Annotated in this window: 13 protein-coding genes; 3 read left to right on the plus strand and 10 right to left on the minus strand. The window is 62.2% G+C overall.

Annotation, left to right across the window (positions count from 1 at the left end; genetic code table 11):
* Positions 1–64: 64 nt before the first annotated feature.
* Positions 65–775: a Bax inhibitor-1/YccA family protein gene (locus HAP41_RS13925; RefSeq protein ID WP_166100941.1), complete on the plus strand. Its 711-nt coding sequence runs from the start codon at positions 65–67 to the stop codon at positions 773–775.
* Positions 776–781: 6 nt separating this feature from the next.
* Here the strand turns inward: HAP41_RS13925 and HAP41_RS13930 are convergent, their stop codons facing one another.
* From HAP41_RS13930 to HAP41_RS13960, 7 genes are all read right to left on the minus strand, one after another.
* The gene (locus HAP41_RS13930; RefSeq protein WP_028152030.1) at positions 782–1,285 is read right to left on the minus strand and encodes a DUF1269 domain-containing protein; all 504 of its coding nucleotides are present in this window, start codon (positions 1,283–1,285) and stop codon (positions 782–784) included.
* Positions 1,286–1,472: 187 nt separating this feature from the next.
* Complete coding sequence (locus tag HAP41_RS13935) at positions 1,473–3,245, minus strand: complex I subunit 5 family protein (RefSeq protein ID WP_166100938.1); 1,773 nt, start codon at positions 3,243–3,245, stop codon at positions 1,473–1,475.
* Positions 3,245–3,586, minus strand: a complete 342-nt coding sequence (locus tag HAP41_RS13940; RefSeq protein WP_166100934.1) for an NADH-quinone oxidoreductase subunit K — start codon at positions 3,584–3,586, stop codon at positions 3,245–3,247. The genes HAP41_RS13935 and HAP41_RS13940 overlap by 1 nt, the downstream gene beginning before the upstream one ends.
* Complete coding sequence (locus HAP41_RS13945; RefSeq protein WP_224580856.1) at positions 3,583–4,512, minus strand: MnhB domain-containing protein; 930 nt, start codon at positions 4,510–4,512, stop codon at positions 3,583–3,585. Before HAP41_RS13945 ends, HAP41_RS13940 begins: the two co-directional genes overlap by 4 nt.
* 11 nt (positions 4,513–4,523) lie before the next feature.
* Positions 4,524–4,817, minus strand: coding sequence for a cation:proton antiporter (locus HAP41_RS13950; protein ID WP_028152034.1), 294 nt, complete (start codon positions 4,815–4,817; stop codon positions 4,524–4,526).
* The gene (locus HAP41_RS13955; RefSeq protein WP_071911305.1) at positions 4,814–5,104 is read right to left on the minus strand and encodes an MrpF/PhaF family protein; all 291 of its coding nucleotides are present in this window, start codon (positions 5,102–5,104) and stop codon (positions 4,814–4,816) included. Before HAP41_RS13955 ends, HAP41_RS13950 begins: the two co-directional genes overlap by 4 nt.
* Positions 5,097–5,618, minus strand: coding sequence for a Na+/H+ antiporter subunit E (locus HAP41_RS13960; protein WP_028152036.1), 522 nt, complete (start codon positions 5,616–5,618; stop codon positions 5,097–5,099). Before HAP41_RS13960 ends, HAP41_RS13955 begins: the two co-directional genes overlap by 8 nt.
* Before the next feature lie 366 nt (positions 5,619–5,984).
* Here HAP41_RS13960 and HAP41_RS13965 point away from each other — a divergent pair, with 366 nt between their 5' ends.
* Positions 5,985–7,088, plus strand: a complete 1,104-nt coding sequence (locus HAP41_RS13965) for an efflux RND transporter periplasmic adaptor subunit (protein ID WP_063986176.1) — start codon at positions 5,985–5,987, stop codon at positions 7,086–7,088.
* Positions 7,085–10,150: an efflux RND transporter permease subunit gene (locus HAP41_RS13970; RefSeq protein ID WP_166100924.1), complete on the plus strand. Its 3,066-nt coding sequence runs from the start codon at positions 7,085–7,087 to the stop codon at positions 10,148–10,150. The genes HAP41_RS13965 and HAP41_RS13970 overlap by 4 nt, the downstream gene beginning before the upstream one ends.
* 6 nt (positions 10,151–10,156) lie before the next feature.
* Here the strand turns inward: HAP41_RS13970 and HAP41_RS13975 are convergent, their stop codons facing one another.
* From HAP41_RS13975 to HAP41_RS13985, 3 genes are read right to left on the minus strand one after another with little or no spacing between them, the layout of a single operon-like run.
* The gene (locus tag HAP41_RS13975; protein WP_166100915.1) at positions 10,157–11,986 is read right to left on the minus strand and encodes an SLC13 family permease; all 1,830 of its coding nucleotides are present in this window, start codon (positions 11,984–11,986) and stop codon (positions 10,157–10,159) included.
* Between the two features lie 52 nt (positions 11,987–12,038).
* Positions 12,039–13,868: an SLC13 family permease gene (locus HAP41_RS13980; RefSeq protein ID WP_166100909.1), complete on the minus strand. Its 1,830-nt coding sequence runs from the start codon at positions 13,866–13,868 to the stop codon at positions 12,039–12,041.
* 54 nt (positions 13,869–13,922) lie between these two features.
* Positions 13,923–15,305 (minus strand): M20/M25/M40 family metallo-hydrolase, encoded by a 1,383-nt coding sequence (locus HAP41_RS13985; protein WP_166100906.1) that lies wholly within the window; start codon positions 15,303–15,305, stop codon positions 13,923–13,925.
* Positions 15,306–15,381: the final 76 nt, after the last annotated feature.

Raw genomic sequence — 15,381 nt, forward strand, 5'->3', positions numbered from 1 at the left:
TAGAGCCTTGTTCACGGACGACTAGCTTGGTTTGTTCATGTGAACCAATCCGTGGAGGCAAGCGATGTCGAATTATGATCCGAATCTGACTGCCTCAGGCACTGGTGGCGGCGCGCTTGCGATCGATCCCGGATTGCGCGCCTACATGCTGCGCATCTACAATTATATGGCCGCGGGCGTGGGCCTGACTGCAATTGTGGCGTGGCTGACGTATCAGCTCATGGGTCCCGCATTGCTCGAGAGCCCGTTGATGTGGGTTTTCATCCTGGCGCCACTCGGGCTGGTGTTCTTCATCGGGGCGCGCATCAATACGCTGTCGGTGGAAACGGCGCGCATTCTATTCTTCGTCTATGCCGCGCTGGTCGGCGTCTCGCTCTCGACGCTGCTGCACATCTACACCAGCGCCTCGATCACGCGCGTGTTCTTCATCGCGGCCGCGATGTTCGGGGCACTCAGCGTCTTCGGCTACACCACGAGGCGCGACCTGTCCGCGGTCGGCAGCTTCCTGTTCATGGGCCTGATCGGCATCATCGTCGCAAGCCTGGTCAATATTTTCCTGAGGTCGACGGGGCTCGATTGGTTGATCTCGATCGTCGGCGTTGGCGTCTTTGCGGGACTTACGGCCTATGATACGCAGCGGATCAAGGCGATGTACGAGAGCAGGGACGATGAGACGACGGCAGGCCGCAAGTCGGTGATCGCGGCACTGTCGCTCTACCTCAACTTCCTCAATCTGTTCATGATGCTGCTGCGCCTGCTCGGCGGTAGGCGGTAGGCGGCTTCAGGCTGCCGGCCGCTCCGCCGCGCTGGCGAGCGCATCGCGCAGGATCTTTTCCTTGGTCTCGTCCAGGGACGTTTTCAACACGACTCCGCCGGCATCCTTGATTTCCTTCAATACCTTGTCTGCCGTCATGTTCTTGATCAGGACGAAGAGCGCGGCGTTGCCGGTGTGGAGCGAAGCGGACAGCTCCTTCATGAAGGAATCGTTGATGCCGAAATCGGACAAGGCGCCTCCAAGCGCGCCGGACGCAGCGCCGACCGCGACACCGATGATCGGATTGAGGAAGAGCACGCCGACCAGGAGTCCCCAGAAGCTGCCGGTAATCGCGCCCGTCGCTGTGGTGTTGACGAGCTGGTTGAGCTTGATGTTGCCGTTCTCGGCCTTTACGGCGATCACGGCGTCACTGATGGTGATCAAATATTCCTTTTGCAGTTTGAGCAGCCGAGTTCGGACTTCTTCGGCCTTCGCTTCGGTCGGGTAAACGATCGCAACCAGATCAGACATGGAGACCTCCTGGGCATTCCCGCAGGGACCGCGGGAAGACTGATGCCAACTGCATGGCGCGAAGACTAAACGGCGAATTGCAAGCTCGACATCCGAGAAAACCCTTGGGCGCGGGAGAGAATGTTCCGGATCATTAGAGCAGGGGAATCCCTCGGCCCGATCTGCGCGATCCGGCTGTTCTGAGTCTTCAATTTGCTACGAACATCGACGCGGCGAGCAGCAGCGACACCAGGAGCAGGGAGATGCCCGCGGCGGACCATTGACGGAGAACTTCGTCGCCTCTTTCGATAAGGCTGCCGAATCTAAGACAGCCGCGCCGGAGCGGACCGACCACTCTCATGAGCGCTTTCCAGGCCGCGGATGAGCCCAGCGGGTGTGGCCACGGGCTGAGCAGGATCGCGAGCGCCGCCCCTCCCAGCACAGGCAGGAGCAATTTGGATAGCGCGTCGATGCCGAACAGCTTCGATGTGGCATCATACGGGACCGGCAAATACGAATCCCAGGGCAGCAAGCCAAGGAAGAGAGAACAGAGGGCCAAGGCAAGTGCAGCAAGGTCGCGGCTGAGCGGTGCTGGGCCGATGAGGGTAATCGGCTGGTCTGATGGCGCGAACGCATGGGACAGGACTAGTACGACATAGGCGGTCGTGAACATTCCGCCGGCCTGGAGCACGACGGCCCACCACCACTGCCCCGTCCTCGCCGTGTCCTGGAGCAATAACTCCTTCGCGAGTGACGCTCCGCTCGGTTGAACACCCATCAAGGCGATGCCGCCAATCGCGAACGCCAGGACGCTCAAGGGCAGGGCCCGTGCGACACCTCGCAGTCCGGTGATGCGATCGTGGCCGAGCCCGGTGTAGATTGATCCGACGGCCATGAACATCGCCGCCTTGGCAGTCGCATGGGAAACCGCCTGCAATAGGCCGCCCGCCAGGGCCTGGTCACTTTCGAGCTTCCCGGACGCGCCGAACGCAAGAGGAAACATCAGGAAGAGATATCCGATCTGAGCCAGCGTCGAATATGCAATCAGGAGCTTGAGGCGCTCTTGCCGGAGAGCGACAACGCTTCCGAACACGATCGCTCCGGTTCCAAGCGCCGCGAGCAATTGTGCGGCAGCCAAGCCGGGCAAACCCGGCATGACGTCGAACCAGAGCCGCACAAGGATGAAGAACGATCCCTTCACGACCAAGGCGGACAGGATCGCGCTAGCTGCGGCCGGTGCGCCGGCGTGAGCGGGCGGCAGCCAGAGGTGCAACGGAAAGAGTGCAGTTTTTGCGAGGAGACCGGTCGTCATCAAGGCTGCCGCGATGAGCACGCCGGAGTCCGCGCTCACGCGATGCGACAACAACTCGATATCAAGGGTGCCGTAGAGACCATAGAGCAGCGCGGTGCCCATCAGGTAGAGGACCGAGCCGAGCAGTGCGAAGAGCAGATACCGCAGCGCGGCCCGAAGCGTCTCCGCGCGACCGTCGAGAGAGACCAGAGGCACTGCGGCGAACGTCAGCAATTCCAGCGCAACATAAAGCGTGAAGAGGTCTCCCGCGACGAAGATCGTGTTCAGCGCGCCCCAGATTGCCAGAAGCAGGATCCAGAATGCGAAAGGTGCGCGCGCTTCGACAGATTGGGGACGAAAATCGGTTGCGGCAAAAATGGCGACCGCGCAGATCACGACCGCCGTCGTCGCGAGCATGACCGCCGACAATCCGTCCGCGCGGAGGGCTACGCCGAGCGGGGGTGGCCAGGCGCCGAGTAGGTAGACGAGGTGGCCGTCGCTCCGCGGCAAGAGCACGAGAACGGCGACAGCAATCGCCAACCCGACCGGTACGACCGCGGAGGCAACCTGCCGGACGTAGCGCTGGCCGAGAGCAAACGCCAGCAAGACGCCCGCGACCGGCACGACGATCGACAGCACCAGCAGGAAGCCGCCGGCTGTGGTCACCAGCGCGGGGGCGGGGGGCAGCATCAGTGACCGGACGGATCGGAGCGCGGGCTCGCCGCCGCCCGACTGTTGAGCGTCGTGGAGCCTGCGATCTGAAAAAGCCGCAGCAACAAGGCTATTGCCAGAGCCGTTGCGGAAAACGCGACCACGACTCCTGTGATCACCAGGGCCTGCGGCACCGGGTCGTTGCCAAAGCCCGCTGCGGCGCCTCGTCGCCCGACGATGCCGAACAGAAGAAACACGCCGCTGCCGAGCAGGTTGAATGCGATGATCTTGCGAAGCGGTTGCGGAATGGCGATCAGGCCGTAGAGCCCGAGCCCGACCGCCGCGGCGGCGCATAGTCCGAACACCGTCACGGCGCTCATCGCTCAGCGCTCCTTTCAGGTGCACCGGCGAGCAGCAGGCCGAGCGTCGTCGCGATCGTCAGGAGCATCGCGACCTCAATGCTCAGAATTAGCGGCTTGGCGAACGCAACGGGATAGGCAAGGAACGCCGACCCAAAACAGAGCCCGCCAAGGCCGACGGCAAGGAATAGGCCGGGCCCGCCCACCAGGATGAGACGTAGCCATCGACTGCGCACGGGCGGGGTATCCACCAACCCGGCCATGATCACCAGCAGCCACATCGATGCGAGAACCGCGCCGCCCTGAAATGCTCCGCCGGGGTGATCAGCGCCCGTCCACAGGATGTAGATGCCGACGACGATGCCGGCGGGTGGCAACAGGCGCGCAAGAAAGGCGAGAACACCATTTGGATCAGCCTGGTGGCGTGGTCCGGGACGACCGCCCCAGGCCTGGTCCGACGCAAGCGACCAGACACCGACGATGGCGAGCAGGAGCACGACCTTCTCGAGCATGGTGTCCATTCCGCGGAATGCCATGAGAACGTTGGTGACGGGGTTGGTCATTCCGGTCGCCCCGGCATTCGCGACGACGGCGGGCGCGAGCGTTGGCGCCGGATCGGGCAGCAGCAGGATCGTGACGGCCAGCGCTGCCGCGATCGACGCGGACAGTATGGCCGCGCTCAAGCGCACGATCAGGCTGGGCCCTTCCGTTGTCATCGCCTCGGTATCGCGCAGCCGGGCCGCCGCACCCAACAGCACGACGCCGCCCAGGCCTCCGCCAATTGCAGCCTCGGTCAGCGCGACATCGACGGCGTCAAGACGGACCCAGATCAGCGCAACCAGCAGTCCGTAGGCGATGAAACCGACCGTGGCCGAATAGGTGTCGGGGACAGCGATCGTCCAGATGGCGAGGCCCAGCACCACGGCGGCGAGCGCGATCTCGAACACTGTTGCGATGTTCATTTGCCTGACCCGCTCTGACGTGCCGTGCGCGCGATCAATTGGGAGACGGTGGCGCCAGCGAGCAGCACGAACATCCAGATGCTGATCAGCTTCAGCCCGTCACGCAGGCCTCCTGTTTGGGGGAGCAGCCCGAGCACGACGAAACCCAGGCCGAGGTTATCGGCCTTGCTGAGCGCGTGCAGACGGGTCAGGGTGTCGGGAAAGCGAAGAAGGCCGACGGTGCCGGCGAAAAAAAAGAATACGCCTGCCGACACTCCCGCAACCGTGATGATGTCGCGTGCGACGCTCATCTGTCCTCCCCCGGATCGGCCCCATCGGTTTCGAGGCGGGAGAGCCCCTTCTTGACGAATGCGATGGATGCGAAAGTGGCGAGCAGTGCCAGTATCAATGCCACGTCGACGGCCGCCGGCACCCCTGTCACGGTGCCGAGCAGCAGCAAGACGGCAATGCCGGCAGTCCCGATCAGTTGCGCCGCCATCATCCGGTCGGCATCTGTCGGGCCACGCAAGATGGAGACCAGCCCGAGCCCCAGCATCGCCAGGATCAGGCCGACTGCGGCCGTGAGGAATTCAGTCATTGTAGAGGGCCCGAACCAACGCCGCTTCCTCCGCGGCAAGTTCGGCAACGACCGGTTGCTCGACGTCGAGACAGTGATAGACGAGCTGCCCGTTTTCCTCCCCGGTTGGCACTGTGCCAGGTAAAAGGCTGGTGAGTGTCGTGAACACGTTCCGTTGCATCCCGCGTGAGAGGCCGGTCGGATAGAACACAAATCCCGGCCGCAGCGGCAGCCGGGGATCGAGCGCGCGGCGTGCGACGTCTACGCCTGCGACCACCGATTGGTATAGGAAAAGCAGCGCCAGGCGGACCATGGCAGGAATTGACCGCCGGGATCTGCTCGGCTCCAGCAGGTGCAGGCTTGTCCAGGTTGCTGCCGCGATTGCTGCCGCCGCGGCGGGAATATCTGTCGGATTGGCGCCGGCAAGCACGAGCCAGAGGCAAAGGAAAAATGCGGCTCTGAAAGTCGCAGTTCGCCACGATCCTCCAACCGCGACGACGGCACGACCATATCGATCACCTGAGGACCCTGTCATCCCGGTTTCCTCGGTTGCTCCCGGATTGTGTCGTCCGGGTCTGCCGTGCTTTGAGGAAGCGCGTTTGCGCGCCCCAGACGAGAATTCAAACGGCGGAGCCGCGGCAGGGGTCGCGACTGCTTCACCTGACGATTGCATCATGCGTCGTGGACGGAACCGGCGACATCGGGTGATTGCCTGATCATGTCTCAGGAATCTGCTGATGGCCGAGCACGGATTCCATCCGGCGCCACCGAGTAGATTTACCGATGTTGACGGCGGACTCCTTCGGCAAAAATGCGGATGGCGGTACCGGGGAAAGTGCGACTGCGGACTGAGCAATCCTCCCGGCAAGATCTCACTCCCGGAACGGAACAGGTCATGTTCATGCACGGCAGCCGATCCGCGCCCCGAAACATCCTCACATCGACGCTGGTGACGGCGTTCTCGCTGATGCTGGCAGGATGTGGACGGGAAACCGAAACCAAGGACGCATCTCCGCCGCGGATCGTACGTACAGCGACCGTAGAAAAACGCAAGGTCACAACGCCGCTGACATTCTCCGGACGGGTCGAGGCAGAAGACGAGGTGAATGTCGCATTCCGGATCTCGGGACGATTGTTGAGTAATGACACCAAGATAGGCGACCGGGTCAAGGCCGGCCAGGTGCTGGCACGATTGGAGTCGCAAAATGAACTGAGCACGCTGCGGCAGGCGCAGGCCTCCCTTGCCGCCGCTCAGGGGCAATTGACCCAGGCGCGCAATCACTTCGATCGTCAGGAGACGCTGTTGGCGCAGGGGTGGACCACGCGCGTCAACTATGATGCCGCAACCCAGGCGCGGCAAACCGCGCAATCGCAAGTCGATGCGGCCGAAGCGCAACTGAGTTCTGCGCATGACCTCGTTGGTTTCACCGAACTCAAGGCTGATGCACCCGGTGTGATAACAGCCACAGGTCCGGTCGCCGGCGAGGTCGTCCAAGTCGGGCAGATGATCGCCAGGATCGCACGGCAGGACGGTCGCGATGCGATCTTCGATGTCCCCGCTCAATTGATCAGGTCGGCCTCCACCGATCCAGAGATTACTGTCAGCTTGGCTGACGATCCGTCGATAACGGCGCAAGGGCGCATTCGCGAAGTCGCTGCACAGGCCAGTGCTGTGACCCGAACCTTCGAGGTCAAGGTCGGCCTGACGGATCCGCCAGCCGCGATGCGGTTGGGTGCGTCAGTGATAGGGCGAGTGAGTACCACTGCAGGGCCGATGATCGATATTCCATCTTCCGCGCTGACCAGGATGAACGAGCAGCCCGCCGTATGGGTCGTCGACCCGGCCACCGCCACGGTCGCGGTGCGCAATGTGGACGTGCTGCGATTCGATGAAGCGCAGGCCATCATTTCCCAGGGGCTCGACATCGGCGAAATAGTTGTCACCGCCGGCGTCCAGGCGTTGCATCCGGGTCAGAAGGTCCGGATTCTTGGATCCGAGCCATGAGCGGAATTAATCTTTCCGACTGGGCTCTGAAACACCGTTCGCTGGTCGTCTATATGATGATGATTGCGGTGGTCGGGGGGGCGCTGTCCTATTTCCGGCTGGGGCGCAACGAAGATCCCGCCTTCATCATCAAGACCATGGTCGTCCAGGCCGCGTGGCCCGGCGCAACTGTGGAAGAGACGATGAAGCAGGTGACTGAGCGCCTCGAACGTCACTTGCAGGAAACGCCGCATCTGGACTTCCTGCGGAGCTTCACAAGGGCCGGTGTCGCGACCGTCTTTGTAAATCTGAAGGGAAGCGCGAATGCGAAACAGGTGGCCGACACCTGGTACCAAGTACGAAAGACGATCGGAGACATGCGCCATACACTACCCGCAGGCGTGATCGGGCCGGGGTTTAATGACGAATTCGGTGATACGTTCGGTATCATCTATGGCTTTACCAGTGACGGCTTCACTCAGCGTGAGTTGCGCGATCGGGTCGAGGACATCCGCTCAAGGCTGCTTCTCGTACCTGACGTGTCAAAGATTGAGCTTCTGGGCGAACAGGATGAAGTGATCTTCGTCGAGTTCTCCACGAAGGAGCTCGCGGCCCTCGGAATTGATCGGTCCGCTCTTATTGCGGCGCTCCAGTCGCAAAACATCGTGCGTCCGGCAGGAACGATTCAGACCGGCTTGGAAAGCATCTCGATTCGGGTATCAGGCAGCTTCCAGTCGGAGCAGGACATCGCCAACATCAATTTTTCCGCCGGCGGCCGCATGCTTCGCCTGAGCGATATTGCGCAGGTGCGACGCGGCTACACGGATCCGCCCCAGCCGATGTTTCGGATCAATGGCAAACCGGCAATAGGCCTTGCAATCGCCATGCGGGATGGCGGCGACATTCTCGCGCTCGGCGCCAATATCAGAAAGGCAATGGCGCAAATCACCGCGGATCTACCCATTGGAATCGAGCCCAGCCTGGTCGCGGACCAGCCCGTTGTCGTCGACCAGGCGATCCGCGAGTTTACGGTCTCGCTGATGCAGGCGATCGGCATCATCATGGTGGTGAGTTTCATCAGCCTGGGCGTACGACCCGGCTTGATCATCGCGCTGGCCATACCATTCACGCTGGCGATCGTGTTTCCGATCATGGGACTTCTCAGCATCGATATGCAGCGAATATCGCTTGGCGCGCTCATCATTGCGCTCGCATTGCTGGTCGACGATGCGATGACCACGACCGATGCGACGCTCAGTCGGCTCGCAGAGGGCGCCAGTAAGATCGAGGCGGCAACTTTCGCATATCGGACCCATGCAATGGCGATGCTCGCGGGCACGCTGGTGACGATAGCGGGCTTTATACCGGTCGGCTTTGCCGCGAGTTCCGCCGGTGAATACACGTTCTCGCTCTTCGCAGTGGTCACGATCGCACTTCTGGTTTCCTGGTTCGTTGCGGTCATTTTCACGCCACTGCTCGGAGCAGCGATCCTTGTTCCACCGAAGCAGACAAGTACGGCGGATCCGGGCAGGATCTTCCGCATGTATCGGAGTTTCCTGACTTTCGCGATGCGCGCGAAATGGCTGACGATCGCGATCTCCTTGGCGCTCTTCGTTTGTTCGGTGCTTGCGCTGGCGCTCATCCCGCGACAATTCTTTCCATCGTCGGACCGTCCCGAATTGCTCGTGGACCTGAGCTTGCCGCAGAACTCGTCAATCCACGCGAGCGAGGCTGCGGCAAAGCGCCTGGATGCTGCCCTTTCGACCGATGCCGATGTGGCGCGGTGGAGCACCTATGTCGGGCGCGGCGCCATCCGCTTCTATTTGCCCCTTAATGTTCAGCTCCCGAACGATTTCTTCACGCAGGCCGTGGTGATCGCCAAGGATGTCGCTGCACGCGAGCGCCTGCATTCCAAGCTCGAAAAGCTGCTCGCGCAGGAGTTTCCTAACGCGATTGCGTTCGTTTCTCCGCTTGAGCTCGGACCGCCGGTTGGATGGCCGGTGCAGTATCGGGTCAGTGGGCCCGACGTGGAACGGGTGCGCGAAATCGCGCTCAAAGTCGGACAGATCGTAGCCTCCAGTCCGGACACTAAACAGGTGAATTTCGATTGGATGGAACCCAATCGCCAAGTGCGTATTCGCGTGGACCAGAACGAGGCTCGCCTTCTCGGCCTCAGTTCGCAAGCGATCGCGACAGTCCTGAATACGGTCATATCCGGCACACCCATTACCCAGGTTCGCGACGATATCTATCTGGTCAATGTGGTGGCGCGCGCGACCAACGAGCAGAGGGGCTCGCTGGACGGTCTGCGCAACTTGCAGGTGGCGCTGCCGGGTGGGCAGACTGTTCCTCTCAGCCAGTTCGCCTCCTTCGAATATGACCAGGAGTTTCCGCTCGTCTGGCGGCGCGACCGCATTCCGACCCTGACGGTTCAGGCTGCCATTGCCGGCGACAAGCTGCCGGAGAGCGTGGTTACGTCGCTCTCGATGGCGATCGAGAACTTCAGAAAGAGCCTTCCTTCAGGGTACAGCGTCGTCGTGGGTGGCACCGTGGAGGAAAGTCAGAAGTCGCAGGCGTCTGTGCTGGCAGTGGTGCCGGTGATGCTGTTCGTCATGTTTACCGTCCTCATGGTGCAGCTCCAGAGCTTTCCGAGACTGTTCATGGTGCTCAGCGTGGCGCCGCTCGGCCTTATCGGCGTGGTTGCAGCGTTGATGCTGTCCGGCAGGCCCCTGGGTTTTGTCGCCATTCTCGGCGTGCTCGCGCTGCTGGGCATGATCAGCAAGAACGCGGTCATTCTGATCGGTCAGATCGACGCCGAACGCGCTTTGGGCAAGACGGCCTGGGACGCTGCGGTGGATGCCAGCAGTTCCCGTTTTCGGCCGATCATGTTGACGGCCGTATCGACTGTTCTCGGGATGATTCCAATCGCGCCAACAGTATTCTGGGGACCGATGGCATTCGCGATCATGGGCGGACTCCTTGTCGCCACCGTTCTGACGCTGGTCTTCCTGCCGACGCTGTATGTCGCCTGGTTTGCGCGGGACGAGAAAGAGCAACCGTCCGCGGGATCGCGCCCGGCCTGACGGCCGCTAAAATCGGAGCAGCCAAGGCACCAGCGCCAGGGTCGTTACCATCACGACGACGGTAAAAGGGACACCAATCTTCAGGAAATCGCCGAAACCGTAATTGCCCGGTCCGACCACCAAGGTGTTCACCGGCGAAGACACAGGCGTCATGAAGGCGGCCGAGGCCGCGATGGCGATAGTCATCGCGAAGGGATACGGCGAGGCGCCGATGTCCTTCGCGACAGCGAGCGCTACTGGCGCCATGAGCACCGCGGTCGCCGTATTCGAGATGAACAGGCCAAGCGCAGCCGTGATCACGAAGAGCAGCGCCAACAGGACTCGCGGTGATGCCTCGCCCGCAAGATGCGTCACCGCGTCGGCGGCGAGATCGACGCCACCGGTTCGTTGCAGCGCCAGCGAAAAGGGCAGCATGCCGACAATAAGAACCAGGCTCTTCCAGTTGATCGAGGCATAGGCACTGTTGAAATCCACGCAGCCCAGCAACCCCATCAGCAAGCAGCCGATCAGAACCGCGTGCACGTTCGGCACCACACCGCTGACCATCATACCGACCGTCAAAGCCAGCACCGCCAGAGCCTGAGGTGCGAGGTTCGCGGCCGGGAGAACCTCTTTGTGCTCGGTCGGTAGGTTCAGGACGACAAGATCCGAGAATTCGGATCGCAGCTTGCGGATGTCAGACCAGAAGCCGGTCAGCAGAAGGGTGTCACCGACCTTCAAGGTCTCATCGAGCAGCCCCTGGCTCACGACCTCGCGACCGTGCCGCAACCCCAGCACCGTCAATCCCATTTCGCTGCGCACCCGCGCTTGCAAAATGCTCTGGCCAATCAGCTTGGACTCCGCCGGGACGATGACTTCGACCATGCCGATCTCCTGCGAACGATCGGTGAAGTAGCCGCAATCGCCCAAAGGGAGCTTTTCGACCATATAGTCATTCAGCATCCGGTTGGTTTCGGCAGGGGACGCGATGACGTCGAGCAGCAAGATCTGCCCCGCGGCGAGCTCGGTCCTTGCGTTCGGGCGGATCGCCTCGGACCCGAAGCGGCCGGGAAGCTCGATGGCGAGCAAATTCACGCCACTATTCCGGAGCGGCAGCTCTTCCAGGCGCTTGCCGACCAGTGGCGAGTCAGTCAGCACGCGTACGCGCAAGGCGCGATCGGCGAGGCCATACTGCGTCACCCAATCAAGCAAGTTCGGCTGACGGCGCTCGCCGTCCACACGCTTGGCGGAGACGGGCAGAAACCGCCGCGCGAACAGCATATAGGCAATGCCGAGCGCCAGGAATGTGAGCCCAAAGGGCGTGAAGCTGAAAAAGCCGAAGCCTGCCGCACCCTGGCGGATCAGCTCGGCGTTGACCACGAGATTCGGCGCCGTCGCAACGAGGGTGAGCATGCCACTGATCAGGGCCGCAAAGCTCAAGGGCATCATCAGCTGGCTCGGCGCGGCGCCCGTGTTCTGACAGATGCGCAGCACGACCGGGATGAATATGGCCACCACGGCGGTCGAACTCATGAATGCACCGAGCCCGCTGACTGCCAGCATCAGCAGCACCAGCATGCGCGTCTCGCTGCTGCCGGCAGTCGCATTCAGCCAGTCGCCGAGGCGACGCGCCACGCCGGTGCGCACCAGCCCTTCTCCGATCACGAAGAGGCCCGCGATCAGCACGATGCTGGGATCACTGAACCCCGCCAGCGCCTCGTTGATGGTAATCACCCCAGTAAATGGCATGATCACGATCATCAGCAGCGCGACCGCATCCATGCGCGGGCGATTGGCCATAAACATCACGATCGCGGCAGCAAGCAGCAGAAGAACCAAAGCAAGATTGGTGTTCATACGGAAATACCCGGTCGGTTAAGACGCAAACCAATCATCCTGCGCAAACTGCTCATCCTGCGAATGGCCAGAAGATGGGCACGAGAAACGTGCCTACCAGGAAGAACCAGAGCAGCAACGGTAGACCCATCCTCCAGAAATCGCCAAATCGATAGCCGCCGGGGCCCTGCACCATGAGGCTCGCTGAGGCGGCGATTGGCGTAAGAAAGGAAGCGGCCGCAGCCACCGCCACCGTCACCAGCGCGGTGCGCGGCGAGACACCGACGGCTTCCGCGGAGGCAATCGCTATCGGAATGACGATGAGTGTCGTCGCTGTGCTGCTGATCAACTGGCCGATTAGCGCCGTGAGCAAAAACAGCCCCGCCAGCAGCGCGTACGGGCTCGCATTGCCGACAATGGCAACGAGTGTATCGGCGATGAGATAGGCTGCACCCGTCTTGTACATGGCGGTCGAGAGCGGGATCAGCGAAGCGACCATGATCAGCACGTTCCAGTTGATCGCCCGATAGGCTCGTTCGATCTTGAGTACACGCAACAGGATCACCGCGCAGGCCGCCGCCAATCCAGCGACGACTCTTGGCACGACGCCCGTCGCTAGCAGCGTAACCATGACCGCGAGAATGACAATGGCGCGTATGGAGCCGGTGCCCAGGGGCCTGGCCTGGCTGCGGATCATGTCAGGGGCAGCAACGACGAGCACGTTGGGATCTCGCCCGTACTCCTCAAGCGCTTCCCAACGGCCTTGCAGCAACAGCGTGTCACCCGCCGCAAGAACGGTTTCGCCCGGTCCGAGATTCTCGCCGCCGCGTTGAACGCCCAGGATAATCAGATCGCCACTTTCGGTGACCATGCCGGGGAAGACGGTCTCACCGATCAGACGAGAGCGGGGCGGCAGCACCACCTCGGAAAAGCCATGGCTATCGTTGAACAGTGCCTCCCGCATTTTGCCGATCGTCTCCTGGCAGGGCGTCAGGCCATGCTGCTCCGCGAACGCGTCCATCGCCGCCTGCTCACCGCGCATGATGAGCCGATCGCCTTCCACGAGAGAATGTTGCCACGAGATGCTGTTCTGGCGGCGAGGGCGAATAGCGATGAAGCTGAGTTCCGGGTGGTTCTCGCGCTCCAGCCGCGATTCCAGTACTGCCTGCAACGTGCCGCGATAGGGCGAGGCGGCGGTGATCTCGAGCTGGTACACCTGGTCAAACAGCTTGTATTGCTCGGTCAGCATGCGCGAATGGTGGCTTAGATCCTCCGGCATTTCCCGGCTAGTGCGCACCGGCAGCAGCGTATCGCCGAAAAGAATCACGATGGCCACGGTGCCTGCCAGGAGCGGTACGCCGATTACCGTCATCTCGAAAAAGCCGAAGGGCGCGAGGCCGACATCGCTTGCCGCGTCGGAAAGCAGCACGTTCACAAGGCTTCCGGTCAGTACCAGCATCGAACCCGAATAGGAGGCGAAGGCGAGAGGCATCATGAGTTGCGCAGGCGGACGCTTGAGCCGGACGGAGACGATCACCAGCATGGGCAGCAGGGCAGCCACTGCGCCACCCGAGCCGATCAGCGCCGTGAGAAAGGCCACGAGCAACATCGACAGCACCAACAGGCGTGTCCGGCTTTCGCCGGCGTAACGGATCAGCACCTGGCCTGCCCACGTGGTGACGCCGGACGAATCCAGGCCGGCACTCACCACGAAGAGCGAAGCAATGAAGAGTATTGTGGTGTCGCCGAAGCCTGCCAGCGCCTCGGAGAGCTCCAGAATGCCGGTCGCGTAAAGCACGAGTGTCGCACTTAGCGCCACGACCGCGACTGGCACCTGGTTCGAGACGAACAGCAGCACCATCGTGGCGATGATGGCGAAGGTAATGAGTATATGCGGCGTCATCGCACCTCGCGAGGGCGGTCTGGCCTAGAGCCAGCGCTGCGTGCCCGTGCCGCTCTACCGCGACAGCGCTTCCAGAATACGTGCCCAGGAGCGGATGCCCTTATGGAAGCTCTTGAGATTGTACTTTTCGTTTGGGCTGTGGATGCGGTCATCCTCGAGGCCGAAGCCCGCAAGCACCACGTCCATGCCCAGCGATTGTTTGAGCTGATGGGTTACGGGAATGGAGCCGCCACCGCCGATGAAGACTGCGGGCTTGCCCCATTCGGCCGTCAGTGCGTCGCGCGCCTTGCCGAAGGCCGGGGCCTCGATCGGGAAGCGGATCGCCTGACCCGCGCCATGCTCCAGGAATTCCACACGGCAATCGGCCGGGACGCGTGCATGCACATGCTCCCGGAAGGCTTTGCGGATGGCATGGGGGTCCTGATCGAAAACCAGGCGGAAAGACACCTTCGCCGATGCCATGGCGGGAATTACGGTCTTGAATCCGGCCCCCTGGTAGCCGCCGCCCATGCCGTTGATTTCGCAGGTCGGGCGCGACCAGACCATCTCCAGCGCGTCGCGGCCCTTCTCGCCGGCTGGAATCGAAAGCCCGATGGCGCCGAGGAAGGACTTTGCGCTGAAGTTCAGGCTGTCCCATTGCTCGCGCAGCGCCTTCGGAAGTTCCGGTACGCCGTCATAGAAGCCGCGCAGCGTGACGCGTCCGTTGTCGTCGTGCAGGTCAGAGAGGATGCGGGCGAGGATGCGGTTCGGATTGGCCGCGGCCGAACCATAGAAGCCCGAGTGCAGGTCGCGGTCGGCGGCGTGTATGATGACCTCTTCACCGCAGAGTCCGCGCAGCATAGTCTGGATCGCCGGCGTCTCGTGGTCCCACATGTTGGTGTCGCAGATCAGGCCGATATCTGCGCGCAGCTCCGCGGCATGGGCATCGAGAAAGCCCGGCAGGTTCACGCCACCGGATTCCTCTTCGCCCTCCAGCAGGATCGTAACCGGAATCGGCAGTTTGCCGGTGACCGCCTTCCAGGCGCGGCAGGCCTCGACAAAGGCCATGAGTTGGCCTTTGTCGTCGGCGGAGCCGCGGCCCGTGATGATCTTCGCGCCATCGGGCATCGTCTGGATAGACGGGTCAAAGGGATCGCGATCCCAGAGCTCGAGAGGATCGACCGGCTGCACATCGCAATGACCGTAGAACAGCGCCGAGGGGCCGGGCACGTTGCGGTCATGCGCCACGACCATCGGGTGCCCCGGCGTCGGGCGCACCGAGGCGTCGAAGCCAATGCTCTTGAGGTCGGCCACGTGCCATTCGGCATTGGCCGTACATTCGGCCTTGTAAGCCGGATCGGTCGAAATCGACTTGATGCGCAGGATCGCGAACAGACGCTCGAGAGCCGCATCGAGATTTGCGTCGACGTTGGACAGGACATCATCGAGCTTGGTCATGGAGCCCTCCGGAGGGTCTTCTGAGCCGTTGGTCAGTACGCGGGCGCGATCGCCACATCGTCCGTCGTAGCAAACG

This window comes from Bradyrhizobium barranii subsp. apii, from assembly GCF_011516635.5.
GTDB classification, from domain to species: Bacteria; Pseudomonadota; Alphaproteobacteria; order Rhizobiales; family Xanthobacteraceae; genus Bradyrhizobium; species Bradyrhizobium barranii.

Excerpts from the sequence above, each read along its gene's own strand:
- HAP41_RS13925 (WP_166100941.1), top strand. The coding sequence starts at position 65 with ATGTCGAATTATGATCCGAATCTGACTGCCTCAGGCACTGGTGGCGGC.
- HAP41_RS13930 (WP_028152030.1), bottom strand. The coding sequence starts at position 1,285 with ATGTCTGATCTGGTTGCGATCGTTTACCCGACCGAAGCGAAGGCCGAA.
- HAP41_RS13935 (WP_166100938.1), bottom strand. The coding sequence starts at position 3,245 with ATGCTGCCCCCCGCCCCCGCGCTGGTGACCACAGCCGGCGGCTTCCTG.
- HAP41_RS13940 (WP_166100934.1), bottom strand. The coding sequence starts at position 3,586 with ATGAGCGCCGTGACGGTGTTCGGACTATGCGCCGCCGCGGCGGTCGGG.
- HAP41_RS13950 (WP_028152034.1), bottom strand. The coding sequence starts at position 4,817 with ATGAGCGTCGCACGCGACATCATCACGGTTGCGGGAGTGTCGGCAGGC.
- HAP41_RS13955 (WP_071911305.1), bottom strand. The coding sequence starts at position 5,104 with ATGACTGAATTCCTCACGGCCGCAGTCGGCCTGATCCTGGCGATGCTG.
- HAP41_RS13960 (WP_028152036.1), bottom strand. The coding sequence starts at position 5,618 with ATGACAGGGTCCTCAGGTGATCGATATGGTCGTGCCGTCGTCGCGGTT.
- HAP41_RS13965 (WP_063986176.1), top strand. The coding sequence starts at position 5,985 with ATGCACGGCAGCCGATCCGCGCCCCGAAACATCCTCACATCGACGCTG.
- HAP41_RS13970 (WP_166100924.1), top strand. The coding sequence starts at position 7,085 with ATGAGCGGAATTAATCTTTCCGACTGGGCTCTGAAACACCGTTCGCTG.
- HAP41_RS13975 (WP_166100915.1), bottom strand. The coding sequence starts at position 11,986 with ATGAACACCAATCTTGCTTTGGTTCTTCTGCTGCTTGCTGCCGCGATC.
- HAP41_RS13980 (WP_166100909.1), bottom strand. The coding sequence starts at position 13,868 with ATGACGCCGCATATACTCATTACCTTCGCCATCATCGCCACGATGGTG.
- HAP41_RS13985 (WP_166100906.1), bottom strand. The coding sequence starts at position 15,305 with ATGACCAAGCTCGATGATGTCCTGTCCAACGTCGACGCAAATCTCGAT.